The following is a 26,293-nucleotide window of genomic DNA, read 5'->3' on the forward strand; positions in this document are numbered from 1 at the left end:
TAAAATGGAGATTATTTATGTATTTGTTGGAGGATTCGTCGGAGGAATTATTGTTTTTCTTTTGATGAAATCTATGTCTGTGAGTAAAAAAACAGTTGAAACTCTGAATGAACAATTGATCCGTTCACAGGAGAATGAGAATCATTATCAACAGAAAATTGATGAATTAAAATTTTCAAATTCTGATTTAACTAAAGAAATTTCCATCATCCAAAGAAGTAAAGAGGAATTACTTTTTACCAACGCAGAACTGAATGCGCATTATAAAAACCTGCAAGACCACCTTGAAAATCAAAAGGATGAATTTCTAAAAATTCAGGAAACCACTCGTCTACAATTTGAGAAAACTGCTAATCAGATTTTGGAAGAAAAGTCTGAGAAATTCACGCAACTTAATCAAAATCAGCTAAAAACTATTCTCGAGCCTTTTCAGGAAAAAATCAATGAACTGAAAAATACAGTGAATGAGACTTACGATAAGGAAGCAAAAGAGCGTTTTTCTCTTGGTGAGAAAGTTCGTGAACTGAAAGACCTCAACCAACAGATTTCTGAAGATGCCAAACAATTAACCAGAGCTTTGAAAGGTGAAAGCAAAACGCAGGGAAATTGGGGCGAAATGATTCTGGAAAGTATTTTGGAGAAATCAGGACTTAGAAAAAATCAGGAATACTTCTTAGAACACGAGTTGAAAGACGAAAATAATAAAGCTATTTTTTCCGAATTTTCCGGCAAGAAAATGCGTCCGGATGCTGTTGTAAAATATCCTGATAATAGAAATGTCATTATCGATAGCAAAGTTTCTCTCACAGCATTTGTTGAAATGACGGATGAAACTAATCCTGAACTTTTCACTCAAAAACAAAATCTACATCTTCAATCTGTGAAAAATCACATCAATCAATTGAGTCAGAAAGCTTATGATGATTTTGATAAAAGTCTGGATTTTGTGATGATGTTCATCCCGAGTGAAGCAGCTTACATTGCGGCTTTGCAGGCTGAACCAAACCTTTGGAATTTTGCTTACGACAAAAGAATCCTTTTATTAAGTCCGACTAATTTGATTACTTCTCTCAAGTTGATTCAGGATCTTTGGAAACGCGAACATCAAAATAGAAATGCAATGGAAATTGCGGAAAGAGGAGCGAAATTGTATGATAAATTCGTTGGGTTTGTTGATAATCTGGAACGTATTGGAAAGAATATAGACCAAGCAAAGAATTCATACAATGATGCTTTCAAACAGTTGAGTTCGGGAAATGATAATTTGATTGTTCAAACTCAGAAGTTGAAAAATTTGGGGATTAAGAACAAAAAAAATCTTCCTCAGGGTTTGGGTGAGGAAGATTTGTAGATTAGCGATATGGCTCGTTTATTTCGTCAATTGTGGCTCTTAATTCACCAATTGTAAATTTTTCCGAATCACATTTGATTTCTGGAATCTGGTGTTGTTTTAGAAAATCGTTTAAATCTCCACAATCTCTCAGTATATTGAACTCTTTATTATCAAGATCTAGAACAATTCCTTTTATATTTCCATTCATCAAATAAGTCATCGGACTTAAGTTCCCCAATAATGCTTTTGACCACATACCTCTCATATTTTCTTCAAAATAAATAAATCGCCCATAACTTGTAACCTTGCAAAATCGGGAATATTGATCCGGATCATATCCTTTATCTTTCTTATTAGTATATTTTCTATAAGTCTGAAAATACATCTCCCCATTATGAGAAACTGCTAAGGGGATTCTAATTTTTTTATCTTTTTGTTTGAAGTAAAAAAATACTTTATCTGGAGATTCAGAAGAATCTTTTACATCAGATGGTTTAAAGTAAACTTCATCTGTCGAGGTTAGTTTTTTATTCAAGACGTCCTCCAATGTTTCATAGACACCTTCCGGAAAATCTCCTTGCTTTATAGATAGATATTGTTTTTCCTGACCCATTCCTAGATTAAAAATTAGAAAAAAGAATGGTAGAATAATTAGTTTCATATGTTATTAATTTAAGTTTATAAAATGACTAAAGATATAATTTATCTCAGCAATGCTAAGAAGCTATTTTTTTACTGATTCAAAAGCTTTGCAACTTCTGGTGCAGCGTAAGTAAAAATCATATCTGCTCCGGCACGTTTGATGCTGGTTAAACTTTCTATCAGTACTTTATCGTTATCCAACCAACCATTCTGTGCAGCAGCTTTCAACATTGCATATTCTCCACTTACCTGATAAACTGCAATGGGTTGCGTGATGAGTTCACGGATTTTGGAAACTATATCCAGATACGGCATTCCGGGCTTTATCATAATAATATCTGCTCCCTCTTCTACGTCTCTCAAAGCTTCATCGATAGCTTCGCGGGAATTATGAAAATCCATTTGGTAAGTTTTTTTGTCAGCTGGAATTTCCTGAGCATCCACCGGCGCACTATCTAAGGCACTTCTGAAAGGTCCATAAAAAGCACTTGCATATTTGGCCGCATAAGATAAAATCCCGACATCCGTAAATCCGTTCTCCTCCAAACCTTCTCGCATTGCCAAAACACGACCATCCATCATATCACTTGGTGCCAAAATGTCAGCTCCGGCTTCTGCCAAAGAAATTCCCATTTTTACAAGTGCCTCTACTGTAGAATCGTTGTCGATTTTGCCATTTTTTATAATTCCGTCGTGGCCATAAATAGAATAAGGATCCAATGCTACATCCGGAATTATTACAACTCCGGGAACTGCATCTTTGATAGCTTTTATGGTATTTTGCATTAGCCCGTTTGGATTCCAAGACTCTTTTCCTGTATTGTCTTTTAGAGCATCGGAAACCTTCATATAAAGATTGACCGCTTTTATTCCCAAATCATAATTTTCTTTAACAGTTTGCACTGTTAAATCTAAACTTTGCCTAAAAACGCCTGGCATTGAGGAAATGGCTTCTTTTTTGTTATTACCCTCCATAACAAACATAGGCAACACCAAATCGTTTGTTGTAAGGGTTGTTTCACGAACAAGACTTCTTATGGAATCGTTGGTTCTTAGTCTTCTGTTTCTTGAAATCATCTTGATAAAAATTATTTATGCAAATTTACTTATACTTTTACGGATAGGCTATTGCATATGAAAATTATTTAAAATATATTTGTTGTAATTGTTTAAGTACAGACTAAAGCGAATGAAAAAATTTCTATTCTTTATTATATTTACGGTAGTTTCAGTTGGATTTTCGGGAGAAATGAAGGCGCAATCTACACGTGCATTTGAAGGACAAAAGACCGACGATGGTGTTTTGGTTGCCTTCCCTAATCCTACTAAGGATGTTTTGGTTCTAAAATCAAAGGATAATTCGGCGAAAATAAAAACAGTAACTTTTTTCTCTATTTTGGGAGTTCAGGTTGCTGAATATGTTATTAATAACAATAATGCAGAACTGAGATTGGACAAACTTCGTCCAGGTAAATATCTGATGAGATATGTATTGGATGACAATACTCAGAAAATCACTCAGATTATCAAACAGTAAATTTAATTTTTAAAATATATTGCCGGTTTTTTAGCCGGCATTTTTTATTTCACCTCTCAGTTGCGTAAATTTGCCTTAACCAAGAAAATTAAATTATGAGAAAATTAATTACTTTAGTTTTTATCATTTTGTACCAGATTATCAACTGTCAATACAGGAATTCTTTATACGATAATAATCAGTTGAATGTTTCTCTGAGAGGCGGTTTGGATTTTCCTTCTTATGATAATCAAACCAAATTTATCGATTATAAATACAATCTAAATCTTGGAACTTCTGTTGACTATTATTTCAACTGGATTGGATTAGGAATTGATTTCGATTATCTTAAAAATACCCCTAAAAACACTTACCCAACAGAAAATTTATACAACGGAACTATTCCACTTTCTAATATCAATTTAACTGAAAATAAAGTTGAACGATTGTTTCTTGGAGTTGGCCCCAACTTCCGGTATGTAATTAATGATAATCTGAGTTTAGCTTTCAAATTAAAAGGTGGAATTTCCAATATCAAAGGTGGTGAAACCTCATTAACAGCAAACAATTACAATCTTAATTTTCACAATGGGTACAATGGAAAAAATATCCTAACCGGAAAAGGACAGATTGAATTGAATTGGTTTTTCTCAGAATATGTTGGGGTGAATGTCGGCGGTTATTATATTCAGCATTTTAATGCTAATGACCAAGTTAAGAACAATTCTGTTGCGGGATACACTCCTTTCTCGGAAAACAATAATCAATACCACATCAATCCTTCGAATGTTGAAATCAGAAATAACAGTTTTGAACACGAGATTCATTCTGCAGGAGTTTTTGCCGGACTGACTTTTAGAATTCCAACTGTTGGTTCTGAACCCAATTATGGATTATCGGTTATTGCCCGAGATAAAGAAACGGGATTAATTCTCCCCGATACATTCGTAGAACTTTTTAAAAATGGGAAACGAGTTTATTTTGCAAGAACCAATTCGCAGGGTGTGGCTTTCTTTAAAAATATCAAACCAGATAACTATGAAATCAAAGGAAATCTTTATAACATTGATCTAATCTCCAATAAAGCTGACAAAGATGAATTCGTAAGGAACTCGACAATCAAGAAAGAGATATCAACCGATGCTGAAATGTTCTTTGTGAAAGGTCAAGTGAATATTTGCAATTCTAAAAACCCTTTGCGAGATGTAACTGTCGTTATAAAAAACAATGAAACTGAAATCTATCACGAAATAAAAACAGATGTTGATGGAAAATTCTATTTCAAAGCAGATAAGAATTCGACTTATAATATTTATGGTAAAAAAGGAAATTATTTTTCCCAAACAGAAACTGTCACTTCTAAAAAAGTAGATAGAAGCAATACACTTTTCCTAAATCTTCAGGTTTGTATGGAAGAAACAACTTGTGGAAAGCCAATTAATCTAAAGAATATCCATTATGATTTGGATAAATATTTTATCCATGAAGATGCAAAAGCTGAGCTTAACAAATTGGTTCAGTTTATGAAAGATAATCCAAAAATCAATGTTGAATTATCTTCCCATACAGACTCGCGAGCTTCTGATGATTATAATAAGACGCTTTCTCAGAATCGTGCCAATGCAGCAGTAGATTATCTGGTTTCGAAAGGAATTAATAAATCGCGATTAAAACCAATTGGCTACGGAGAAACAAAACTTCTTAATAAATGTAGTAATGGTATAGATTGTGCAGAATCGCAGCATCAGTTAAACAGAAGAACAGAGATGAAGGTTATTTGTCCTTGATGATAAACCATTTTTTGTAAATGAAAAAACCAATTACAGCGCCAAAAGTATTAAGGATAACATCATCTACATCTGCATAACCCTTTTTGAAATAATATTGAGAAAACTCGACAATGTTAATTATTAGAAAAAATGATAAGAGTAACCATTTAAATTGATTTAGTCTTGGATAAATAATACCTAGAAAACCATATGGAATAAATAAAATAATGTTTCCTAAAATATTTTTTATAGCTTCTATTTTATCAAATTTGATCACATTCGTAGAATACTCATTAATGGTTTCAAATGGAACAGTTTTTATCTCAAAAAGAATGGTTGGAGAATAACGAAAAGATGCAAAAAACAGGAGATATAAAATCCAAACCGTATAAACATTAATAAAAACAGGATAATACCTATTAACAAACAACCTCATTAAAATAAATTTGACCCTAAAATTATTGAAAAAAAAATGAAAACAAGTACAATAAAAGCTTTCGGAACACAAGCTGCAGAAAATGATCTGGAATTATTAACCATAGAAAGGAGAGAAGTTCAGCCAAAAGACATAGAAATTGACATCTATTATTGTGGCGTTTGCCATTCGGATCTTCATACGGCGAGAAACGATTGGGGCGGAACGGTTTATCCTGCAGTTCCCGGTCACGAGATTGTTGGAAAAGTATTGCAAGTCGGAAGTGATGTTACAAAATTCAAAATCGGGGATCTTGTTGCCGTAGGATGTATGGTGGATTCTTGCAGAACTTGCCATAGCTGCGAACAGGATTTGGAACAATTCTGTGAAAAAGGATTTACGGGAACTTACAATGGAAAAGATAAATACTTCGAAGAAACCAGAACATTCGGGGGTTATTCTGAGTCTGTGGTTGTTGATGAACATTTTGTTTTAAGACTTCCTGAGAATCTGGATATGGCTGCTGCCGCACCGCTACTTTGTGCAGGGATTACGACTTGGTCTCCTCTTAAACACTGGAACGTGACAGAAAATTCTAAAGTTGCAGTTGTTGGCTTGGGCGGTTTGGGGCATATGGCAATCAAATTAGCAAAAGGTTTGGGTGCAGAAGTTACTCTATTCTCCAGAACTCCGGGGAAAACAGAAGATGCTAAAGCACTTGGAACAGACCACGTTGTTATTTCTACAGACGAAGAGCAGATGAAATCCGTTTTCAATAAGTTTGATTTGATTATCGATACTGTTCCTTATGAGCACGATATCAACCCTTATATGCAGACTTTGGCTGTCAACGGAACTTTAGTTCTAGTTGGCTTCATTGGTGAATTTGAGAATGATGCTGTAAGTACAAGACCTATGATCTACAAAAGACGTTCTGTAGCTGGCTCATTAATTGGAGGAATCAAAGAAACTCAGGAGATGCTGGATTTCTGTGGCGAAAAGAACATTGTTTCTGAAATCGAGATCATCAATATCCAGGACATCAATGATGCTTACGAAAGAATGCTGAAGAGTGATGTGAAATACCGATTTGTCATCGATATGAAGAGTTTGAAGAATTAATATTAATTCCATTCAAATAAAAAAGAGAGGATGTCTATTGGTGTTCTCTCTTTTTTTAGAGATTTATCTGGTTAAAATTTAGAAAAGATCAAAGCCTCTTTTGAAAAACCTCCGTATGTTTTCCACAAAAGACACGTGTGTTTTAGTTAAAAGACACGTGTGTTTTAATGAAAAGGCACGTGTGTTTTAAGGTGCCTCTGCAAATGCCCTATCCATAAGACTTGCGGAAGGTCATTTTTTGACTTGGAATAGATGTAAAAAGTCTACTTTTTTGACTTCAAAATAGGTTTAAGAACCTTCAGTTTTCCATCAATCTTCTCATCTATTTTCAATCCTAAAACTTCAGCGGCCAAAGGATAAACATTAATATTCTCAAACTCATCAATTACCAAATCATTCTTGAACGCTGGTCCCCAAGCGAAGAAAGTGGCTTTCATTTCAGGAACAACTCGTGGGTCGTATCCGTGCTTTCCGACTGATATTCTTTTTCCTTTTTCTAAGAATATTTTAGGCGCTTTTGGAATTAATATAATCTGTCCGATTCTCCCATATTTATCATCTTTGGTTGCGAAATGAAGGTATTTCGGTAACTTCTTATCCAGATAAACTTCATAATTATCAGCTTTATTAGCTTTTAATTCCTTATAAACAGCTTTGATTTCATTAGGATTTTTAACATAAATTCTTAGCAAAGTATAAGAATTATAATAATCAAATCTGTTTGTATCCAATAAAACAGAAGGAATCTCAAGTGGATCATTTCCATCTACCTTTATCATACCGTGATCTGAAACAAAAATAAAGTTGACATTTTTCAATCCTAAATCATTAACTTTTTGGACCAATTCTCCAATAGCATTATCAATCAAATGAACAGCAGATTCAGTTTCCTTTGTTTCTGGTCCGTAATGATGTCCTGCACCATCCACTTCAGGAAAATATAATGAGATAAAATGCGGACGTTTCTCTTCCGGAAGCTTCAACCAATTAATCACTTTATTGACTTTTTCAGATGGCGAAAATTTCTCGTGATAAGGATAATAGTAAGTTGGTCTAATTCCGCCTGCATCGCTTGCAGAACCTACCCATTGTAAAGAAGCACTCACCATATTTTGTTTCTCTGCCAGACTCCACAAAGGAATGCCGCCATACCAAGAGCCATCTTCTGCATTCTTTCGATTGCTCATTGCATAAGGTTCTTTTCTTTTATAATCGTAGAAAAAGTTATCAATGAGACCGTGATGAGAAGGATATAAACCTGTAATCAAAGTCCAATGATTGGGAAAAGTAATGCTTGGATAACTTGGAAGCATTGCTTTTGCCTTTACACCTTGGTTGGAAAGTTTCAGAAGATTCTCTGCATTGTATTTCTTAATATAATCACTCCGGAAACCATCTGTAGAAATCATAATTACATAAGGTTTCTGCATTGCTTCTGCACTATTGAACCGATTTGGAACGATGATTTGAGCTGTATCTATAATTTCTTTCTGTGCGAATACCGTTAATGATAAAAATAGCTGTAGAAATACTAATAGCTTCTTCATTATAAAAATTTTGACAAAGGTAGTGGGTAAGATTTCAACTGGAAAAAATGTTGAGTTAATAAAATATTAAACCTAAAAACAAAAAATCCCGACTCAGTGAAGAATCGGGATTGATATATTTAAGAAAAAATTTTAAGCTTGAACGTTGTTACCTCCTAATACGAAAGGTTCAACTTCTTTGATCTCACCAAACTGCTGCTCATAGTTAGCAACATTTTGCTGAAGTGCAGCTAAAACTCTTTTTGCGTGAAGAGGTGCTACGATAACTCTAGATCTTACTTTCGCTTGTTGTACACCTGGCATCAATTGGATGAAATCCAATACGAATTCTGATGGAGAGTGATTTACTAAAGCTAAGTTCACATAAACTCCTGCTGCTACAACTTCATTAAGTTCGATGTTAATGTTGTTTGGATCTTGGTTTTGATTATTGTCCATTTTTTGTTTAATTATTTTGTTAAAATTATAGATTACGAATATAAATCATTTAAAATTTAAATTCATAATCTATAATATCTTTTTTAGTTAATATCTTCGAATTCTTTTCTAGAACCTACGATTACGTTTTGGTAATCTTTAAGACCTGTACCTGCAGGGATTCTGTGTCCTACAATTACATTTTCTTTAAGACCTGTCAAGAAGTCGATTTTTCCAGATACTGCAGCTTCGTTAAGAACCTTAGTTGTTTCCTGGAATGACGCTGCAGACATGAATGATTTTGTCTGTAGCGCTGCTCTTGTAATACCTTGTAAAACAGGTGTTGCAGTTGCAGGAAGCGCTTCTCTAACTTGTACCAAAGCCTGATCTTCTCTCTTAAGCTTCGAGTTCTCATCTCTAAGTTCTCTTGCCGTAATCATCTGACCTGCCTTGAATACTTTAGAATCTCCCGGCTCAGTAACAACTTTCAGTCCGAAAACTCTGTTGTTCTCTTCCAAGAAATCGAATTTGTGCTCCAATGCTCCTTCCAAGAACTGAGTATCTCCTCCATCCACAATCGATACTTTTGTCATCATCTGACGAACAATAATTTCGAAATGCTTGTCATCGATTTTCACCCCTTGAAGACGGTAAACTTCCTGAATCTCATTAACCAAATATTCCTGAACCGCAGTTGGACCTTTGATTCTCAAGATATCGTCTGGTGTGATAGAACCGTCTGAAAGTGGACCACCAGCATAAACGAAGTCATTCTCCTGAACCAAGATCTGGTTTGATAATTTAACCAAATATTTCTTGATTTCTCCAGTTTTAGCCTCAACGATTAGCTCACGGTTACCTCTTTTGATTTTACCGTAAGAAACTACACCATCAATCTCTGTAACTACAGCTGGGTTTGAAGGGTTTCTAGCTTCGAATAATTCGGTAACTCTTGGAAGACCTCCGGTGATATCCCCTGCTTTTGCAGATTTTCTTGGGATCTTGATTAGGACTTTACCAGCCTTAATTTTCTCCCCATCGTTAACCATCAAGTGGGCACCTACTGGTAAGTTGTAAGCTTTTTGCTCTACGCCTTTTGCATCTACAACTTTAAGTGTTGGAACCGCTTTTTTATTTCTAGATTCAGAGATTACTTTCTCTTCGAAACCAGTCTGCTCATCAATCTCCAATACGAAAGAGATACCTTGGATAATATCCTCATACTCTACCTTACCAGAAGTTTCTGCAATGATAACGGCGTTATAGGCATCCCATTTTGCAATAAGATCTCCTTTTTTCACTTTATCGCCTGGTTTCACAAATAGTTCGGAACCATAAGGAACGTTTGCAACCATGATTGGCGTTCTAGCTTCGTTATCAGCAACCAATCTAAATTCTGTTGAACGGGATACAACAATATCCGCAGTTTGTCCTTCTTCGCCTTCAGACTTAATTGTTCTAACTTCATCCATCTCAACAATACCATCACGTTTTGCAACGATACTTGGGTTTTCTGAAATGTTACTTGCAGTACCCCCTTGGTGGAAAGTTCTCAAGGTTAACTGAGTTCCCGGCTCACCAATAGACTGTGCAGCGATAACACCTACAGCTTCTCCCATATGGATTCCTTTACCTGTTGCAAGGTTACGACCGTAGCATTTTGCACAGATACCTTTTTTGGTTTCACAAGTTAATGGAGAACGAACTTCTACAGCTTCGATTCCTGCTTCCTCGATTTGTTTAGCAACAGCTTCAACGATTAACTCGTCTGCATTAGCCAACAACTCATCAGTTTCTGGGTGATATATGTTGTGAAGAGAAACTCTACCAAGAATTCTGTCAGAGATTTTTTCAACAATATCATCATTTTTCTTAAGTGCAGTAATTTCTGTACCTCTCAAAGTTCCACAATCATCCTCAGTAATGATAACATCCTGTGCAACGTCTACCAATCTTCTGGTCAAGTAACCAGCATCGGCAGTTTTAAGAGCGGTATCCGCAAGACCCTTACGAGCACCGTGGGTAGAGATAAAGTACTCCAAAATTGACAAACCTTCTTTAAAGTTCGCAACAATCGGGTTTTCAATAATCTCAGCTCCAACAGAACCAGCTTTTTGTGGTTTTGCCATCAAACCTCTCATACCAGATAACTGACGGATCTGCTCCTTAGAACCCCTCGCACCAGAATCTAGCATCATAAATACAGAGTTGAATCCGCCTTGGTCAGACTTCATTCTGCTCATAATCATTTCGGTAAGACCAGCATTAGTATTAGTCCAAACGTCGATTACCTGATTATAACGTTCTGTATCTGTAATAAGCCCCATGTTATAGTTAGCCTTAATTTCATCTACGTTCTCAACCGCTGTAGCAATCATTCCTTTTTTCTCAGCAGGAATTACGATATCTCCCAGAGAGAATGAAAGACCTCCTTTGAATGCGTTGGCATATCCAAGGTTTTTCATATCATCCAAGAACTTAACAGTAGTTGGGAAATCTGTATCTGCCAAGATCTGACCAATTACATTTCTAAGAGATTTCTTAGTCAATAACTCGTCAACATATCCAACTTGTACAGGTACAATTTGGTTGAACAAAATTCTACCAACAGTTGTATTCAGCAATCTTGTTACAATTTCTCCATTTTCTTTTACTGGAAGACGACATCTTACTTTTGCATTAAGAGAAACTTTCCCTTCTGCATAAGCGATTTCTACTTCTTCCGGAGAATAGAAAGCAAGACCTTCACCTTGGATTTTCTTCTCTTCAGTAGAATGAGCTTCTTTGGTCATAAAATATAGACCCAAAACCATGTCCTGAGATGGTACCGTAATTGGAGAACCATTCGCAGGGTTCAAGATATTTTGAGAACCTAACATCAATAGTTGAGCTTCCAAAATAGCTTCTGGGCCTAAAGGTAAGTGAACCGCCATCTGATCCCCATCGAAATCGGCGTTGAAAGCCGTTGTTACCAATGGGTGAAGTTGGATCGCTTTACCTTCGATCATCTTAGGCTGGAACGCTTGGATACCTAATCTGTGCAAAGTAGGTGCTCTGTTCAAAAGAACAGGGTGGCCTTTCATCACACCTTCCAGGATATCATAAACTACAGGCTCTTTTCTGTCGATGATTCTTTTAGCTGATTTTACAGTTTTTACAATTCCTCTCTCAATTAGTTTTCTAATGATAAACGGTTTGTAAAGCTCTGCAGCCATATCTTTTGGAAGACCACACTCGTGCAATTGTAAGCTAGGACCTACAACAATAACTGAACGAGCCGAGTAATCTACCCTTTTTCCTAATAAGTTCTGACGGAAACGACCTTGCTTACCTTTCAATGAATCTGAAAGTGATTTCAATGGTCTGTTTGATTCAGATTTTACAGCAGAGGATTTTCTTGTATTATCGAATAATGAATCTACAGATTCCTGAAGCATACGCTTCTCGTTTCTCAAGATTACTTCCGGAGCTTTGATCTCCAATAGTCTCTTCAAACGGTTGTTTCTGATAATAACTCTTCTGTAAAGGTCATTCAAATCAGAAGTTGCGAAACGCCCTCCATCCAATGGAACCAATGGTCTTAGTTCTGGTGGTATGATAGGAAGAACACGCATAATCATCCACTCTGGTCTGTTGATCATTCTTGTGTTAGCACCTCTCAATGCTTCTACAACATTCAATCTCTTAAGCGCTTCTGTTCTTCTTTGTTTAGAAGATTCGTTGTGAGCTTTGTGTCTCAAATCGAATGATAAAGAATCTAGGTCGATTCTCTTCAACAATTCTTCAACAGCTTCTGCTCCCATTTTCGCTACGAATTTATTCGGGTCAGAATCATCAAGATATTGGTTCTCGATAGGAAGTGTTTCCAAAACATCCAGATATTCTTCTTCAGTCAAGAATTCTTTATCATCGAAATCTGAACCGTCTGCTTTCTTAGCAATACCTTGTTGGATCACAACATATCTCTCGTAATAGATAATCATATCCAATTTCTTGGACGGAATCCCTAATAAATAACCAATTTTGTTTGGCAAAGAACGGAAATACCAGATGTGCGCCACAGGAACAACCAAACCAATGTGTCCGATTCTTTCTCTACGTACTTTTTTCTCTGTAACTTCTACTCCACATCTATCACAAACAATCCCTTTGTAACGGATTCTTTTGTATTTTCCACAAGCACACTCGTAGTCTTTTACAGGACCGAAGATCTTCTCGCAGAACAAACCGTCTCTTTCTGGTTTGTGCGTACGATAGTTGATCGTTTCTGGTTTAAGAACTTCTCCTCTCGATTCCTGAAGAATAGACTCTGGTGAAGCTAAACCAATAGTGATTTTATTAAATCGACTTGTTTTATTTTTATTTGACATTTTTTATTTTGATTTAAAGATTAAAAAGATTGAAAACTCAAATTGAGTTTCGCTCTTAATTTTAGAGTGATAATTTCTTAATTATTAATAAATTATTCCTCTAATCTTACATCAAGTCCAAGACCTTGTAACTCGTGAAGTAATACGTTGAAAGATTCCGGAATACCAGGTTCTGGCATTGCTTCTCCTTTCGCAATTGCTTCGTAAGTTTTTGCTCTACCAATCACGTCATCCGACTTCACAGTCAAGATTTCTCTCAAGATGTTTGATGCTCCAAATGCTTCCAGAGCCCAAACTTCCATCTCTCCAAATCTCTGACCTCCGAATTGCGCTTTACCTCCTAACGGCTGCTGCGTAATTAATGAATATGGTCCGATAGAACGTGCGTGCATTTTGTCATCTACCATGTGGCCTAGTTTCAACATATAGATAATACCTACTGTTGCAGCCTGAGTAAATCTCTCTCCAGTACCACCATCATAAAGGTGTGTGTGACCGAATTTAGGAAGACCTGCTTCGTCTGTATATTCTGTAATCTGCTCTAAACTAGCTCCATCGAAGATTGGCGTAGCGAATTTTAATCCTAATTTTCTACCAGCCCATCCAAGAACAGTTTCGTAGATCTGACCAATGTTCATACGAGAAGGTACCCCAAGTGGATTCAATACGATATCTACTGGTGTTCCATCTTCTAGGAATGGCATATCTTCTTCACGAACGATTCTAGAAACGATACCTTTGTTACCGTGACGACCTGCCATTTTATCACCTACGTTCAGTTTACGTTTCTTAGCGATGTAAACTTTAGCTAATTTGATAATACCAGCTGGTAATTCGTCTCCGATTGACAATGCAAATTTCTCACGGTTTTTAACTCCCGAAAGATCATTGTATTTAATCTTATAATTGTGAATCAATTGTTTGATCCATTCGTTTTTGTCAGCATCAACAGTCCAATCTGCACCACTGATGTTTACATAATCTTCAACAGACTGAAGCAACTTCAAAGTGAACTTAGTTCCTTTTCCGATCACTTCTTCTTCAAGATCATTTTTCACACCTTGGGAAGTTTTACCAGAAACTAAAGTATTCAATTTGTCAATCAAAGTATTTCTTAAATCGTCAAACTTATTTTTGTAAGTATTTTCGATTTCTTCCAACTTGATTTTCTCTTCGCTTCTTTTCTTTTTGTCTTTGATGTTTCTAGAGAACAATTTTTTGTTGATAACAACGCCTCGTAGAGAAGAATCTGCTTTCAATGAAGCATCTTTTACATCACCAGCTTTGTCTCCAAAGATCGCTCTAAGAAGTTTTTCTTCCGGCGTTGGATCAGACTCACCTTTTGGCGTGATTTTTCCGATAAGGATATCGCCAGGCTTCACTTCAGCTCCGATACGGATCATACCGTTCTCATCAAGATCTTTAGTAGCTTCTTCTGAAACGTTAGGAATATCTGCTGTCAATTCTTCCATACCTAATTTGGTATCACGAACTTCTAGAGAATATTCATCTACGTGGATAGAAGTAAACCAGTCCTCACGAACTACTTTTTCATTGATCACGATCGCATCCTCAAAGTTATAACCTTTCCAAGGCATGAACGCAACTACCAAGTTTCTACCAAGAGCCAATTCTCCGTTTTCAGTTGCATAACCATCGCAAAGAACCTGACCTTTTTCCACTGTATCACCTACTCTTACGTTTGGTCTCAGTGTAATCGTCGTACTCTGGTTGGTTTTTCTGAATTTAGTTAATTTATAAGTTTTAGTCGCAGAATCGAAGTTAACCAGATCGTCTTCCTCGCTTCTTTCATACTTAATAACAATTCTCTCAGCATCTACGTATTCTACAACACCTGTACCTTCTGCATTAATCAAAATTCTAGAATCTCTAGCTACTTGTTTTTCCAAACCAGTACCTACGATTGGAGCCTGAGGTTTCAATAATGGAACAGCCTGACGCATCATATTCGATCCCATCAATGCTCTGTTCGCATCATCGTGCTCTAGGAAAGGAATCAATGATGCAGAAATACCAGAAATTTGGTTAGGAGCAACATCAATCAAATCTACTTGTTGAGGCTCAACAACTGGATAATCTCCGTCCAAACGAGCAATAACTCTGTCTGTTTTGATGCTACCATCGTCATTCATTTCAACGTTCGCCTGAGCAATTACTTTGTATTCTTCATCCTCTGCATTTAGATAAGTTGGTGCAGCTTGTAAATCTACTTTACCGTTTTCAACTTTTCTATAAGGCGTTTCGATGAAACCTAAAGTATTGATTTTTGCATACATTCCCAAAGAAGAGATCAAACCGATGTTTGGTCCTTCCGGAGTTTCAATCGGACAAATACGACCATAGTGCGTATGGTGAACGTCACGAACCTCGAAACCTGCTCTTTCTCTAGATAAACCACCAGGTCCTAGTGCAGAAAGTCTACGCTTGTGCGTGATTTCTGATAGCGGGTTGGTTTGATCCATAAACTGAGAAAGCTGGTTGGTACCGAAGAATGAGTTGATAACAGACGTTAAAGTCTTAGCATTAACCAAATCAACTGGTGTAAAAATCTCGTTATCTCTAACGTTCATTCTTTCTTTGATTGTTCTCGCAATTCTAGAAAGACCTACACCGAACTGTCCTGATAATTGCTCACCAACAGTCTTGATTCTTCTGTTAGAAAGGTGATCGATATCATCAACTTCAGCCTTAGAGTTCACCAATTCGATCAAGTGTTTTACGATAGAGATGATATCTTCTTTCGTCAAAACCTGATTATCCTCGGAAATATTAAGACCTAATTTTTTGTTCAATCTGTAACGACCAACTTCACCTAATGAATATCTCTGCTCTGAGAAGAATAATTTTTCAATAATTCCTCTTGCAGTTTCCTCATCCGGCGCATCAGCATTTCTTAACTGACGATAAATATATTCAACCGCTTCTTTTTCTGAGTTGGTTGGATCTTTTTGTAGTGTATTTTGGATAATAGAGAACTCGTTAGAATTTTCTTTGTGAATTAAGATGGACTTAACTCCAGAATCCAAGATAACATCCAGGTGTTCTTTTTCAAGAATTGTTTCTCTATCCAAGATGATTTCGTTTCTTTCGATAGAAACAACTTCACCTGTATCCTCGTCTACGAAATCCTCGAACCAAGTGTTCAATACTCTCGCAGCTAAAGTTCTACCTTCTACTTTTTTAAGAGCCGCTTTAGAAACTTTCACTTCTTCTGCCAAGTCAAAAATCTGAAGAATCTCTTTATCAGATTCGTAACCAATTGCTCTTAGTAATGTTGTTAAAGGTAATTTTTTCTTACGGTCGATATACGCGTACATTACGCTGTTGATATCTGTTGTAAATTCCATCCAAGATCCTTTGAAAGGGATAATTCTTGAATAGTAAAGTTTAGTTCCGTTGGCGTGGTAGGTCTGTCCGAAGAATACACCCGGAGATCTGTGTAACTGAGTTACAATAACACGCTCTGCTCCATTGATAATGAATGAACCAGACGGCGTCATATAAGGAACCGGACCTAAATATACATCTTGTACAACAGTCTGGAAATCTTCGTGCTCCGGATCTGTACAATATAATTTAAGTCTGGCTTTTAGAGGAACGTTATACGTTAAACCTCTCTCTACGCACTCATCGATAGAATAACGTGGAGAATCTACCAGATAATCTAAAAATTCCAAAACGAATTGGTTTCTAGAATCTGTAATTGGGAAATTTTCCTGGAACGTTTTGTAAAGTGATTCATTCAAACGTTGCTCAGGAAGCGTGTCTAACTGGAAAAATTCCTTGAAAGACTGGATTTGGATATCCAAAAAGTCAGGTGTTTCGATTTTACCTTTCGCTGACGAAAAGTTGATTCTCTCTGTACCTTGAACTTTAGGAGCGGCCTGTGTTTTACTCATAAAATTATAAGAAAAAGGGTTAAAAAATATTTTGTTTAAAAAAATATCAGACAAGATTTAAAAATAAAGAATCAGGTTTTTTGATTTTTGGCGCTATCAGAATAAACCTTAAATCCTTACTTATTAATCTTTTCTAACTGCAACGCCGGTATATCTTTTCACGACGTAATGCAAAATATTTTTATATCTAACGACGAAACAATGTACATATAAACAAGAAATTCCCTTCCATAAAATGAAAGAGTTATAAATTGATTACAGTATATGAAATTATTAGCGCCAAAAGATTTGCAAATTTATATAAAATAATTGACATATACAAAAAAACCACTTCACAAAGAAGTGGTTTAGAAATATTTAGATTAAAAAATCTTAAGGTTTAGTCCAGAAAGACCATTCTCTACCATTGTACAAAGCCAATTGCTGAGTTCCGGTCACATAGACCATCATTCCGGCACTTGGATTTACAATATCTGTATAGGAATTCACTCTTGGTAAAATCATTGCTTTATTCGCATCTCCTAAAACCAAAATCCCTGGCGTTGTATCTGTGGCTGGCGTTCCACCAATCAAAGTTTTTGCTGTCGTATTTTCTGCATTGGCATCAGGAACATTGGCTGTTGTTGGAGCATAAGCTCCTGCAGACAGATCTGTCCAGCTAGTAACAGCTGTTGCGTTGGCTGTAGCAGCAGTTCCAAATTTAACTTTCTGATCCGTACTATCAAAAATCAAAGTTCCGGGAACTGCAGAAGTTACATTTACAGCAGCTGTTACCCAAGGCAAAACGACACCTCTTGCACCTCCTGTTGGATTACCAAACTCTAACGAAACCGTTGCATTTGCCGGCGTATATGGACTTGCTTTTCCAATTGTAACTTGGCCAAAAGAAATGCTTGAAATTAATATTAAGGATAATATTATATATGTTTTCATATCGCTGTATTTTTATTGGTTAAAATTATTACACGTCTGTTTTGTATAGCAGTACCATCCAGTTCCGTCATACATTTTAAGACAATTAGCAGTGGTATCATAAACCATCATTCCAATCACGGCAGTGATTGAACTTAAAGAAGCTGTAGGAACTCTATTAATCACAAAACCTTTTGTCTTTGCATCTAGTGCCGTATATGCTCCATTAATCCTAATCGGCCAGTCTCCCGTATTACCTCCCGCTCTAGCCAAAGCTGTAATCCCATGATTAGTTGGTAAAGCAGTTCCGCTTGTAGTAGCCGGACGGAAGCATCTTCCACACTCAATATCCGTAGTTGTAGCATTTTGAGATGTACCAATACTTTGTCCAATATCCGATGTCCCATCAGTGTTATCCACAAGACCTGCAAGGTTAGAAGGGTTTGTACCAGTATTTAAATTAAAGCCTGCATAGTTAACCAATTGCGGAACGCCGCTTGCCGAAGGAGATGTGCTGATGATCTGAGCTGGTGTACCTGTAGTGACACCATTATAAATAGTTTTTATTTGACCGCGGTAAGCATAATTAGCATCTCCAGCCGGCAATGTCATAGAATGAACCTGATCATAGCGTACAGCCTCACTACCTTCGATAGCATCAGGACAACCGTCGCCATCACTATCTACATCAAATTGATTAGAAACACCATCATTATCCGGATCACAGAAACCATTTTTGACACCATTTCCCCGGCCAGTGATGTAAGTAGGACCTACAACCAATTGACTTAAAATTACAGTATTAGCTCCTGTTCTATTCCAGGTAATTGAATTGAATGTATTACCATTGTATAGCTGCAAAGGAAACAATTGACCACCACTGCTTTTGCTGCCATACATACTTACAGATCCATTTTTATGAATAATAATTCTAACCAAAGGATTAGCTGCTGTCCCTGTCATATTATATATTTGAGGCACAGTTCCATTACCATAAGTATTTCCGTCTACAAATCTGACATTGTCTGTTTGATCCGGCTGGAATTCTAATTTGGAGGTCGAAAGATTAACTCCATTAATATTTAAGTTAAATGAATTATCTAAAGTATATACATCGAAGATGAAACCCAAGTCGGCAGCTGGCGCATTAAAAGTTGCAGTATTACCATCTGCAATATTATAATTAACATCCACTACACTTTCTGGACATTCGAAAATATCAAGAATCCCATCATTATCAGAATCCAGATCCAATATATCAGGAATACCGTCTCCATCCAGATCACGCTCAATAACCGCATTAAATGTACAAGTTGTTGTACTTCCGTTGATATTATAGGTGAGAGTTCTAGTACCACCTGAGCCAGTCCCATTATAGGTAACAGGAATATCTATGTATGTTGTAGTGGAAGTTATTGTAACATCTGTAAATGTAGATGCAAAATCCGTTCCCGATACATTTATTCTATATGTTCCAGGACCATAAACTGTAGAAATAGGCGCTCTAAGTGTTTTTGTAGAACTTACACCAGCAACAAATGGCGTTGTTTCTTGTATTGTCGCTCCTCCACAATTAAAAATGAAGGGTATGTAATAAGGAACTGAAGCCAAATCTTGGTTAGTTGCCCATAAACCACCTGTTATTCCAGTATATGTTCTAATATATGTCGAAACACCAGTAGATATATTAATAGTATAAACCGCCAATTCTGTTCCTGGATTACCATTTACAGAAACAGCATAAACCAATCCGTTTAGATATGCAATACCTCTCACGTTTCCTACTGTAGTACTGCTGCTAACGGTATTATCACCACTAGAAGTCCCTACAGGACCGGTTAGTTGTACAACACGAGTAGCAACTCTTGTAGTTGGATCAATCTTATATAAGTGTCTTGTAACTGTAGCTCCGTTTGTATTCTGTACAATCACATAGATGAAGTTTTGATAATCAAAAAATGTATCTGTTGCCCATATTGTAGATGTATTACCACCTGTATTATTCCAAATAGCATCACTGGCAGGAGCTGTTACAGCTCCCAAATCTGTACTCGTAGGATAAATTTGGTACAAATTTTTACTTGTTGTGCTAAACCCATATGCAAGCCCAGACGGATCACCATTTGCCTTTGGAACATTATTTGTCCCGATCCCTCCAATAAGATTGCCTGCTGGGGTTATCTGACCTGTCGATTGTGATCCTGTAGCTGGTAAATATTTAAATATTGTACTACCAGCAGCTGTGTTAGAGTGCAAAAAAGCTAAACTTGTAGGATTTCCCCCAGGAGTATCATAACCAACAGCAAGATTACTGATAAAATTCTGGTTACCTGTAGAATAATTAGGTGCCGCCAGTGGAGTTGGAAGTACTGCAGGCACTCCGGTAATATCATAAACTCTTCCAGTAGCTGACAACGAAAGATATAATCTATCCACTACTTGCGAAAATAGCATTTGATTTGCAACAAGCAGAAACACTACTGTAAAAAGTAGATTTAATTTTTTCATAAAAAATTTATTATTATTGAAAATAAGATTCCTTTGAGAAAAAAGAATTTCTCAAGAAATGTGAGTGTAAAAAAATTTAATGATTAAATTAAATCAGTAGGTGGGGGTCTTACAGAAAAACTAGAAACGTTTATCTGCAATCTTGAATTATCATTTTTATAAAAACAACTACTAAAGTGTAAGAATATTAATGAAGTATTTTCTGGATTAGCAGAAGAATTCAAAAAATATTTAGAATAGTGATAATCGTTACTCGGCGATACAAATGAACCATTTATTGAACTAACGCCAGCAAGGAATTTACCATCGCTATAACCTTTAGAAATGTGCAGATCGATTTTCTTTTTAGGAAGATCTACTTTCCTACTATCTTTTAATTTTTTAGCAGCCAACAAATCAACCTCTTCCTTAATCTTAGGCTGTAGTTTCTTCGTTGGTTCATCTGAATTCTTTGCAACAATCTTTAATTCATCATTATTGATTTTGATGACTTTCGAGTATTGCTGTATTGTTTTACTTTTGGAAATCTGCTCGTTAAAAGAAGCATCTTTAGAATAGATTACCGCATCTCCGGCAGTAATAATCAGTCCAGACGAAACAGGCTCCTGTGTTTGTGTTTCCTGAGCAGAAAGAGAATTTAGAAAAAGAAATAAAAGTATAACAGAAAATTGCCAGGATTTAGATAACAAACCAGCATAATCTTTTACATTCGCAAAGGAAGGCAATAAATTTTTTTTCACGTTGCAAAATTAGTAAAAATAACAACTTATGAAAACAATATATGCAAAATTAACATAAACGTAAAAAAAGCGGTAAGTCTAGGACTTACCGCTTTATAATATTATTGAGTAAATAATTACTTCAATTCTACTTCAGCACCAGCTTCTTCTAATTGCTTCTTAAGAGCTTCAGCTTCGTCTTTAGAAACACCTTGCTTCAATGGAGCAGGAGCACCGTCTACGATATCTTTAGCTTCTTTAAGACCAGCACCAGTTAAATCTTTTACCAATTTAACAACAGCTAATTTAGATGCACCAGCTGATTTAAGAATTACATCGAATTCTGTTTTTTCTTCAGCAGCATCACCTGCACCACCTGCAGCAACTACTACAGCAGCAGCAGCTGGCTCAATTCCGTACTCATCCTTAAGGATAGTAGCTAATTCATTTACGTCTTTTACTGTTAAGTTTACTAGCGTTTCAGCTAAATTTTTTAAATCTGACATTGTTGTAATGTTTTTTGTTGATTAATTATCTATTTTTTTGAGTGTATTATTCAGCAGCTGGCGTTTCGTCAGTGCTTTCTGCAGCAGGAGCTTCTGGAGCAGCCTCAGCAGGAGTTTCTTCTACTGCAGGAGCAGCAACTTCTTCAGTTGTAGCTTCTCCAGCTTCAGATTTGTTTTGAAGAGCAGAAACAACTCTTTGGATTGGAGACTGAAGTAATCCGATGATTTCACCGATCATTTCTTCTCTAGACTTGATGCTTACCAAAGTATCAAGATTTTCGTCACCAACATAGAAAGTTTCTTGAACGAAAGCTGATTTAAGAGCTGGTTTCTCTTCTTTCTTTCTGAAATCTTTGATTAATTTTGCCGGAGCGTTAGCTGTATCAGCAATCATTAATGCAGAGTTTCCTTTGAAAGTTTCGAACATCTCAGCGTAATCTACACCTTCGATTTGTTCCATTGCTTTTTGAAGCAATGTATTCTTCACAACTTTGATTTTGATATTTTGCTTGAAAGCTTGTCTTCTGAAGTCAGAAGATTTAGAAGCGTTCAATCCTGTAAGATCTGCTACGTAAACTACTTTTGCATCCTGAAGCAAATCTTTGATCTCTTGTATTGCTACAACTTTTTGGTCTTTTGTCATTGTTTAGGATTATAATTAGTTAACAGATTTTGTATCAACAGCAATTCCAGGACTCATTGTAGAAGACAAATAAATACTCTTCACATAAGTTCCTTTAGCAGCAGTTGGTTTCAACTTGATCAATGTCGAGATTAATTCCTGAGCATTTTCTTTAAGTTTAGCAGCATCGAAAGATACTTTACCAATACCTGCGTGGATAATACCATATTTATCTACTTTGAAATCGATTTTACCAGCTTTCACTTCTGCTACAGCTTTTCCGATCTCCATAGTTACAGTACCAGATTTAGGGTTTGGCATAAGACCTCTTGGTCCTAAAACTCTACCTAATGGTCCTAGTTTACCCATAACAGCTGGCATAGTAACGATAACGTCAACATCTGTCCAACCATTTTTGATTTGAGTCAAATACTCGTCAAGACCTACATAGTCTGCACCAGCTTCTTTAGCTTCAGCTTCTTTATCCGGTGTTACCAAAGCCAAAACTTTGATATCTTTACCTGTCCCATGAGGAAGAGATACAACACCTCTTACCATTTGGTTTGCTTTTCTTGGATCTACACCCAATCTAACAGCGATATCTACAGATGCATCAAATTTTGCAAAATTTACTTCCTTTACCAAAGCAGATGCTTCGTCAAGATTGTAAATTTTATTTTTTTCCACTTTGCTTAAAGCTTCTTTTTGCTTTTTTGTCAATTTTGCCATTTCTTTAAGTTTTAAGCGTTAGTTGGTTTAGTTCCTGTTACTCTCAATCCCATAGATCTAGCAGTACCAGCTACCATAGAAATTGCAGGTTCTAGTGAGAAACAGTTAAGATCTCCCATTTTGTCCTCAGCAATTTTCTGAACTTGAGCCCAAGATACAGCACCTACTTTATTTCTGTTAGGTTCTCCAGATCCACCTTTCAGTTTTGCAGCATCCAATAATTGGATAGCAACTGGAGGTGTTTTGATGATGAATTCAAAAGATTTGTCTTCATACACCGTAATAACAACTGGCAAAACTTGACCAGGCTTATCCTGAGTTCTACCGTTGAATTGTTTACAAAACTCCATGATGTTCACACCCGCAGAACCCAAAGCTGGACCTACCGGTGGAGAAGGGTTAGCAGCGCCACCTTTCACCTGAAGCTTTACCATTTTAAAGACTTTTTTAGCCATTTTAATGTTTGATTAAATTAATAAATAATGAATGTGGAAGCATTTATTATTCAGTAAGTTATTGTCCTCATAAACAAAATCTTACTTTTCAGTTTGCAAAAATAAGAATATTTTTTAAATCTGCAATGATTTATTAAAAATTAATATAACAAAAAAAGCTTTCCAAAAAAATTGAAAAGCTTTTCTATATTTTATAAAAGTAAATTATACTTTTTCTACTTGCATAAAGCTAAGTTCCATAGGTGTCTTTCTTCCGAAGATAAGAACCGAAACTTCGATTTTCTTTTTGTCTTCAAGAATTTTTTCAATAGTTCCATTGAAACCGTTGAAAGGACCATCGATTACCTTCACATTTTCTCCAACAATGAAAGGAATCTCGACATCTGTTGCAAATTCTGAAAGCTCATCCATTCTTCCAAGCATTCTGTTAACCTCAGATTTTCTCATCGGAACAGGTTCACCTCCTTTTGTAAGACTCAAGAAAGAAATAACCCCTGGAATGTTTTTGATCACGTGAGGAACCTCCCCAACAAGATCAGCTTCTACCATAAGGTAACCAGGATAATAAGGTTTCTCTTTTGGAACTTTCTTACCATTTCTAATTTGGATAACTTTTTCCATAGGAATTACAACTTGAGTAACATAAGCATCCATACCTAAACGTTGGATTTCGTTCTCAATGTAATTCTTCACTTTATTTTCCTGTCCGCTAATAGCTTTCAGCACATACCATTTCGATTCGCTCATGAGGAAAGTAATTTGAATTAGTTAAATAGATTAATAAACGTCGCAATAAAATTCTTGATAGTTACACTAAACAAAGAATCTACTCCAAATGTAAATAAAGCAAGGATAACAGTAGTCACCGCTACAACAATTGTAGAAGACTGCAAGTCTGGCCATTTTGGCCACTCCACTTTATCTTTAAATTCTGTATAAGAACCTTTTAAAAAATTAACTAATGAGCTCATTATTTTATTTTTGCACGGGCACTAGGATTCGAACCCAGATCAACGGTGTTGGAGACCGGTATCCTACCATTGGACGATGCCCGTAGATTAAAAAGCTCCGCAAGAGTTCCTTGCGGAAGCTTTATATTATTGTAAGACGATTAGTCTAAGATTTCAGTAACCTGACCTGAACCAACTGTTCTACCACCTTCTCTGATCGCAAATCTAAGACCTACGTTAAGAGCGATTGGTTGTAACAATTCTACAGTGATCTCTAAGTTATCACCAGGCATTACCATTTCTACACCTTCTGGTAAGAAGATCTCACCTGTAACGTCTGTAGTTCTTACGTAGAACTGAGGACGGTATTTGTTGTGGAATGGAGTGTGACGTCCACCTTCTTCCTTAGAAAGGATATAAACAGAAGCTTTGAATTTTTTGTGTGGCTTAACTGAATCTTTCTTAGCGATAACCATACCTCTCTTGATGTCAGTTTTTTCAATACCTCTCAACAATAGACCTACGTTATCTCCAGCTTCACCTCTATCTAGGATTTTTCTGAACATCTCAACTCCTGTAATAGTAGAAGTCAATTTCTCATCACCCATACCAACAATATCAACTGGATCTCCAGTGTTGATAACACCAGCCTCGATTCTACCAGTTGCTACAGTACCTCTACCTGTAATAGAGAATACGTCTTCGATTGGCATCAAGAAAGGCTTATCAGTATCTCTTGGTGGTTGCTCGATCCAAGTATCAACAGCATCCATCAATTCTTCAACAGATTTGAACCATTTGTCTTCAGTATCAACTGTAGCAGCAGTAGCAGCAGTAAGAGCTCCTAATGCAGAACCTTGGATTACTGGAGAGTTATCACCGTCGAAATCGTAAGTAGACAATAAGTCTCTCAATTCCATTTCAACAAGCTCTAACAATTCTGGATCATCCACCATATCTACTTTGTTCATGAAAACAACGATTCTAGGTACGTTTACCTGACGGCAAAGTAGGATGTGCTCTCTAGTTTGAGGCATAGGTCCGTCTGTAGCAGCACATACAACGATAGCACCGTCCATCTGAGCAGCACCCGTTACCATGTTCTTTACATAATCCGCGTGACCTGGGCAGTCAACGTGAGCGTAGTGTCTTTTTTCAGTTTCGTACTCGATGTGAGCAGTATTGATAGTAATACCTCTTTCTTTTTCTTCAGGAGCAGAGTCAATTGCAGAGAAGTCTTTTTTCTCAGCAAGACCTTTGCTTGCTAATACAGCAGAAATAGCAGCTGTAAGAGTAGTTTTACCATGGTCAACGTGACCAATAGTACCAATGTTCAAGTGTGGTTTTGAACGATTAAACGTTTCCTTTGCCATGATTTTAATATTTAATTTATTTAATATTGTTTTTTTCGGTCTGCAAATATAATGAATTTTTGAATATCAAAAATTATTTTGAATAAAAAATAATAATATGATTTTCAATTTAAAATAACTTAAAACAATCCATCAAATACACTCCTCAGTCGGAACGCAAATTTACATTAAAAAACATAAAACCCATTCCAAAAAAATTCTAAAAAAGAATCTTTTGAGCCAACTACGGGATTTGAACCCGTGACCTCTTCCTTACCAAGGAAGCACTCTACCCCTGAGCTAAGTCGGCTTAAAAAAAAATCACATTCCCGAGGGTTTGTGATTTTTGAGCGAAAGACGGGGGTCGAACCCGCGACATTCAGCTTGGAAGGCTGACGCTCTACCAACTGAGCTACTTTCGCAATTTTTGTTTCCTAAATTGTTGGTAAACGTGTGCAAATCTAAAAATAATTTTTGAATTATGCAACT

Annotated in this window: 21 protein-coding genes and 3 tRNA genes; 4 read left to right on the forward strand and 20 right to left on the reverse strand. The window is 36.4% G+C overall.

From position 1 onward, the window contains the following. Positions 1-4: 4 nt before the first annotated feature. Complete coding sequence (gene rmuC / locus BUR19_RS16715; RefSeq protein ID WP_074236620.1) at positions 5-1,351, forward strand: DNA recombination protein RmuC; 1,347 nt, start codon at positions 5-7, stop codon at positions 1,349-1,351. Position 1,352: 1 nt separating this feature from the next. Here rmuC and BUR19_RS16720 read toward each other — a convergent pair whose 3' ends face one another. Next, the gene (locus BUR19_RS16720; protein WP_074236621.1) at positions 1,353-1,994 is read right to left on the reverse strand and encodes a hypothetical protein; all 642 of its coding nucleotides are present in this window, start codon (positions 1,992-1,994) and stop codon (positions 1,353-1,355) included. 71 nt (positions 1,995-2,065) lie between these two features. Further along, entirely contained in the window at positions 2,066-3,058 is a 993-nt protein-coding gene (gene hemB, locus BUR19_RS16725; protein ID WP_083600812.1) for a porphobilinogen synthase, read from the reverse strand. Between the two features lie 106 nt (positions 3,059-3,164). Between hemB and BUR19_RS16730 the strand changes: the two genes are divergently transcribed. After that, positions 3,165-3,512 carry a T9SS type A sorting domain-containing protein gene (locus BUR19_RS16730; RefSeq protein WP_074236623.1) on the forward strand — a complete coding sequence of 116 codons (348 nt, stop codon included), beginning with the start codon at positions 3,165-3,167 and terminating at the stop codon, positions 3,510-3,512. A gap of 95 nt (positions 3,513-3,607) precedes the next feature. Continuing rightward, complete coding sequence (locus BUR19_RS16735; RefSeq protein WP_074236624.1) at positions 3,608-5,278, forward strand: OmpA family protein; 1,671 nt, start codon at positions 3,608-3,610, stop codon at positions 5,276-5,278. On the opposite strand, the gene BUR19_RS16740 is transcribed toward BUR19_RS16735, so the two are convergent. Then, positions 5,265-5,696, reverse strand: coding sequence for a VanZ family protein (locus BUR19_RS16740; RefSeq protein ID WP_074236625.1), 432 nt, complete (start codon positions 5,694-5,696; stop codon positions 5,265-5,267). The two genes, BUR19_RS16735 and BUR19_RS16740, sit on opposite strands and share 14 nt — an antisense overlap. Before the next feature lie 36 nt (positions 5,697-5,732). On the opposite strand from BUR19_RS16740, the gene BUR19_RS16745 reads away from it, so the two are divergent. Then, on the forward strand, positions 5,733-6,797 hold the full coding sequence (locus BUR19_RS16745; RefSeq protein ID WP_074236626.1) for an NAD(P)-dependent alcohol dehydrogenase: 1,065 nt from the start codon (positions 5,733-5,735) through the stop codon (positions 6,795-6,797). A 263-nt stretch (positions 6,798-7,060) separates the two neighbouring features. On the opposite strand, the gene BUR19_RS16750 is transcribed toward BUR19_RS16745, so the two are convergent. From BUR19_RS16750 to BUR19_RS16830, 17 genes are all read right to left on the reverse strand, one after another. Continuing rightward, complete coding sequence (locus BUR19_RS16750) at positions 7,061-8,344, reverse strand: alkaline phosphatase family protein (RefSeq protein ID WP_074236627.1); 1,284 nt, start codon at positions 8,342-8,344, stop codon at positions 7,061-7,063. Positions 8,345-8,476: 132 nt separating this feature from the next. Then, positions 8,477-8,782, reverse strand: a complete 306-nt coding sequence (locus tag BUR19_RS16755) for a DUF3467 domain-containing protein (RefSeq protein WP_027384121.1) — start codon at positions 8,780-8,782, stop codon at positions 8,477-8,479. An 83-nt stretch (positions 8,783-8,865) separates the two neighbouring features. Further along, a complete protein-coding gene (gene rpoC, locus BUR19_RS16760) occupies positions 8,866-13,131 on the reverse strand; it encodes a DNA-directed RNA polymerase subunit beta' (protein WP_074236628.1) in 4,266 nt (1,421 codons plus the stop codon). A 92-nt stretch (positions 13,132-13,223) separates the two neighbouring features. After that, positions 13,224-17,051, reverse strand: coding sequence for a DNA-directed RNA polymerase subunit beta (gene rpoB, locus BUR19_RS16765; protein ID WP_074236629.1), 3,828 nt, complete (start codon positions 17,049-17,051; stop codon positions 13,224-13,226). A gap of 372 nt (positions 17,052-17,423) precedes the next feature. Beyond that, on the reverse strand, positions 17,424-17,984 hold the full coding sequence (locus BUR19_RS16770; protein ID WP_074236630.1) for a hypothetical protein: 561 nt from the start codon (positions 17,982-17,984) through the stop codon (positions 17,424-17,426). Between the two features lie 12 nt (positions 17,985-17,996). After that, the gene (locus BUR19_RS16775) at positions 17,997-20,471 is read right to left on the reverse strand and encodes a thrombospondin type 3 repeat-containing protein (RefSeq protein WP_074236631.1); all 2,475 of its coding nucleotides are present in this window, start codon (positions 20,469-20,471) and stop codon (positions 17,997-17,999) included. Between the two features lie 83 nt (positions 20,472-20,554). After that, on the reverse strand, positions 20,555-21,211 hold the full coding sequence (locus tag BUR19_RS16780) for a hypothetical protein (protein ID WP_074236632.1): 657 nt from the start codon (positions 21,209-21,211) through the stop codon (positions 20,555-20,557). Between the two features lie 116 nt (positions 21,212-21,327). After that, positions 21,328-21,696, reverse strand: coding sequence for a 50S ribosomal protein L7/L12 (gene rplL / locus BUR19_RS16785; RefSeq protein WP_074236633.1), 369 nt, complete (start codon positions 21,694-21,696; stop codon positions 21,328-21,330). A gap of 46 nt (positions 21,697-21,742) precedes the next feature. Continuing rightward, positions 21,743-22,339 (reverse strand): 50S ribosomal protein L10, encoded by a 597-nt coding sequence (gene rplJ / locus BUR19_RS16790; protein ID WP_074236634.1) that lies wholly within the window; start codon positions 22,337-22,339, stop codon positions 21,743-21,745. Between the two features lie 15 nt (positions 22,340-22,354). After that, on the reverse strand, positions 22,355-23,047 hold the full coding sequence (rplA, locus tag BUR19_RS16795) for a 50S ribosomal protein L1 (protein WP_074236635.1): 693 nt from the start codon (positions 23,045-23,047) through the stop codon (positions 22,355-22,357). 11 nt (positions 23,048-23,058) lie between these two features. Then, entirely contained in the window at positions 23,059-23,502 is a 444-nt protein-coding gene (gene rplK, locus BUR19_RS16800) for a 50S ribosomal protein L11 (protein WP_074236636.1), read from the reverse strand. A gap of 204 nt (positions 23,503-23,706) precedes the next feature. Further along, entirely contained in the window at positions 23,707-24,249 is a 543-nt protein-coding gene (gene nusG, locus BUR19_RS16805; protein WP_074236637.1) for a transcription termination/antitermination protein NusG, read from the reverse strand. A gap of 17 nt (positions 24,250-24,266) precedes the next feature. Continuing rightward, entirely contained in the window at positions 24,267-24,473 is a 207-nt protein-coding gene (secE, locus tag BUR19_RS16810) for a preprotein translocase subunit SecE (RefSeq protein ID WP_074236638.1), read from the reverse strand. 13 nt (positions 24,474-24,486) lie between these two features. Beyond that, a tRNA-Trp gene (locus BUR19_RS16815) sits at positions 24,487-24,557 on the reverse strand. A gap of 56 nt (positions 24,558-24,613) precedes the next feature. Then, on the reverse strand, positions 24,614-25,825 hold the full coding sequence (tuf, locus tag BUR19_RS16820; protein ID WP_027384134.1) for an elongation factor Tu: 1,212 nt from the start codon (positions 25,823-25,825) through the stop codon (positions 24,614-24,616). Between the two features lie 217 nt (positions 25,826-26,042). Further along, a tRNA-Thr gene (locus BUR19_RS16825) sits at positions 26,043-26,114 on the reverse strand. A gap of 39 nt (positions 26,115-26,153) precedes the next feature. Next, positions 26,154-26,226: transfer RNA gene (locus BUR19_RS16830), tRNA-Gly, on the reverse strand. Positions 26,227-26,293 lie beyond the last annotated feature (67 nt).

Source organism: Epilithonimonas zeae (assembly GCF_900141765.1).
Taxonomy (GTDB): Bacteria; Bacteroidota; Bacteroidia; order Flavobacteriales; family Weeksellaceae; genus Epilithonimonas; species Epilithonimonas zeae.

What these genes read in the sequence shown, in the direction of transcription:
- tuf (WP_027384134.1), bottom strand. Translation starts at nt 25,825, where the DNA reads ATGGCAAAGGAAACGTTTAATCGTTCAAAACCACACTTGAACATTGGT.
- BUR19_RS16740 (WP_074236625.1), bottom strand. Translation starts at nt 5,696, where the DNA reads ATGAGGTTGTTTGTTAATAGGTATTATCCTGTTTTTATTAATGTTTAT.
- rpoB (WP_074236629.1), bottom strand. Translation starts at nt 17,051, where the DNA reads ATGAGTAAAACACAGGCCGCTCCTAAAGTTCAAGGTACAGAGAGAATC.
- BUR19_RS16750 (WP_074236627.1), bottom strand. Translation starts at nt 8,344, where the DNA reads ATGAAGAAGCTATTAGTATTTCTACAGCTATTTTTATCATTAACGGTA.
- rpoC (WP_074236628.1), bottom strand. Translation starts at nt 13,131, where the DNA reads ATGTCAAATAAAAATAAAACAAGTCGATTTAATAAAATCACTATTGGT.
- BUR19_RS16730 (WP_074236623.1), top strand. Translation starts at nt 3,165, where the DNA reads ATGAAAAAATTTCTATTCTTTATTATATTTACGGTAGTTTCAGTTGGA.
- BUR19_RS16720 (WP_074236621.1), bottom strand. Translation starts at nt 1,994, where the DNA reads ATGAAACTAATTATTCTACCATTCTTTTTTCTAATTTTTAATCTAGGA.
- nusG (WP_074236637.1), bottom strand. Translation starts at nt 24,249, where the DNA reads ATGAGCGAATCGAAATGGTATGTGCTGAAAGCTATTAGCGGACAGGAA.
- rmuC (WP_074236620.1), top strand. Translation starts at nt 5, where the DNA reads ATGGAGATTATTTATGTATTTGTTGGAGGATTCGTCGGAGGAATTATT.
- BUR19_RS16775 (WP_074236631.1), bottom strand. Translation starts at nt 20,471, where the DNA reads ATGAAAAAATTAAATCTACTTTTTACAGTAGTGTTTCTGCTTGTTGCA.
- rplJ (WP_074236634.1), bottom strand. Translation starts at nt 22,339, where the DNA reads ATGACAAAAGACCAAAAAGTTGTAGCAATACAAGAGATCAAAGATTTG.
- BUR19_RS16770 (WP_074236630.1), bottom strand. Translation starts at nt 17,984, where the DNA reads ATGAAAACATATATAATATTATCCTTAATATTAATTTCAAGCATTTCT.
- rplL (WP_074236633.1), bottom strand. Translation starts at nt 21,696, where the DNA reads ATGTCAGATTTAAAAAATTTAGCTGAAACGCTAGTAAACTTAACAGTA.
- BUR19_RS16735 (WP_074236624.1), top strand. Translation starts at nt 3,608, where the DNA reads ATGAGAAAATTAATTACTTTAGTTTTTATCATTTTGTACCAGATTATC.
- secE (WP_074236638.1), bottom strand. Translation starts at nt 24,473, where the DNA reads ATGAGCTCATTAGTTAATTTTTTAAAAGGTTCTTATACAGAATTTAAA.
- BUR19_RS16755 (WP_027384121.1), bottom strand. Translation starts at nt 8,782, where the DNA reads ATGGACAATAATCAAAACCAAGATCCAAACAACATTAACATCGAACTT.
- rplK (WP_074236636.1), bottom strand. Translation starts at nt 23,502, where the DNA reads ATGGCTAAAAAAGTCTTTAAAATGGTAAAGCTTCAGGTGAAAGGTGGC.
- BUR19_RS16745 (WP_074236626.1), top strand. Translation starts at nt 5,733, where the DNA reads ATGAAAACAAGTACAATAAAAGCTTTCGGAACACAAGCTGCAGAAAAT.
- rplA (WP_074236635.1), bottom strand. Translation starts at nt 23,047, where the DNA reads ATGGCAAAATTGACAAAAAAGCAAAAAGAAGCTTTAAGCAAAGTGGAA.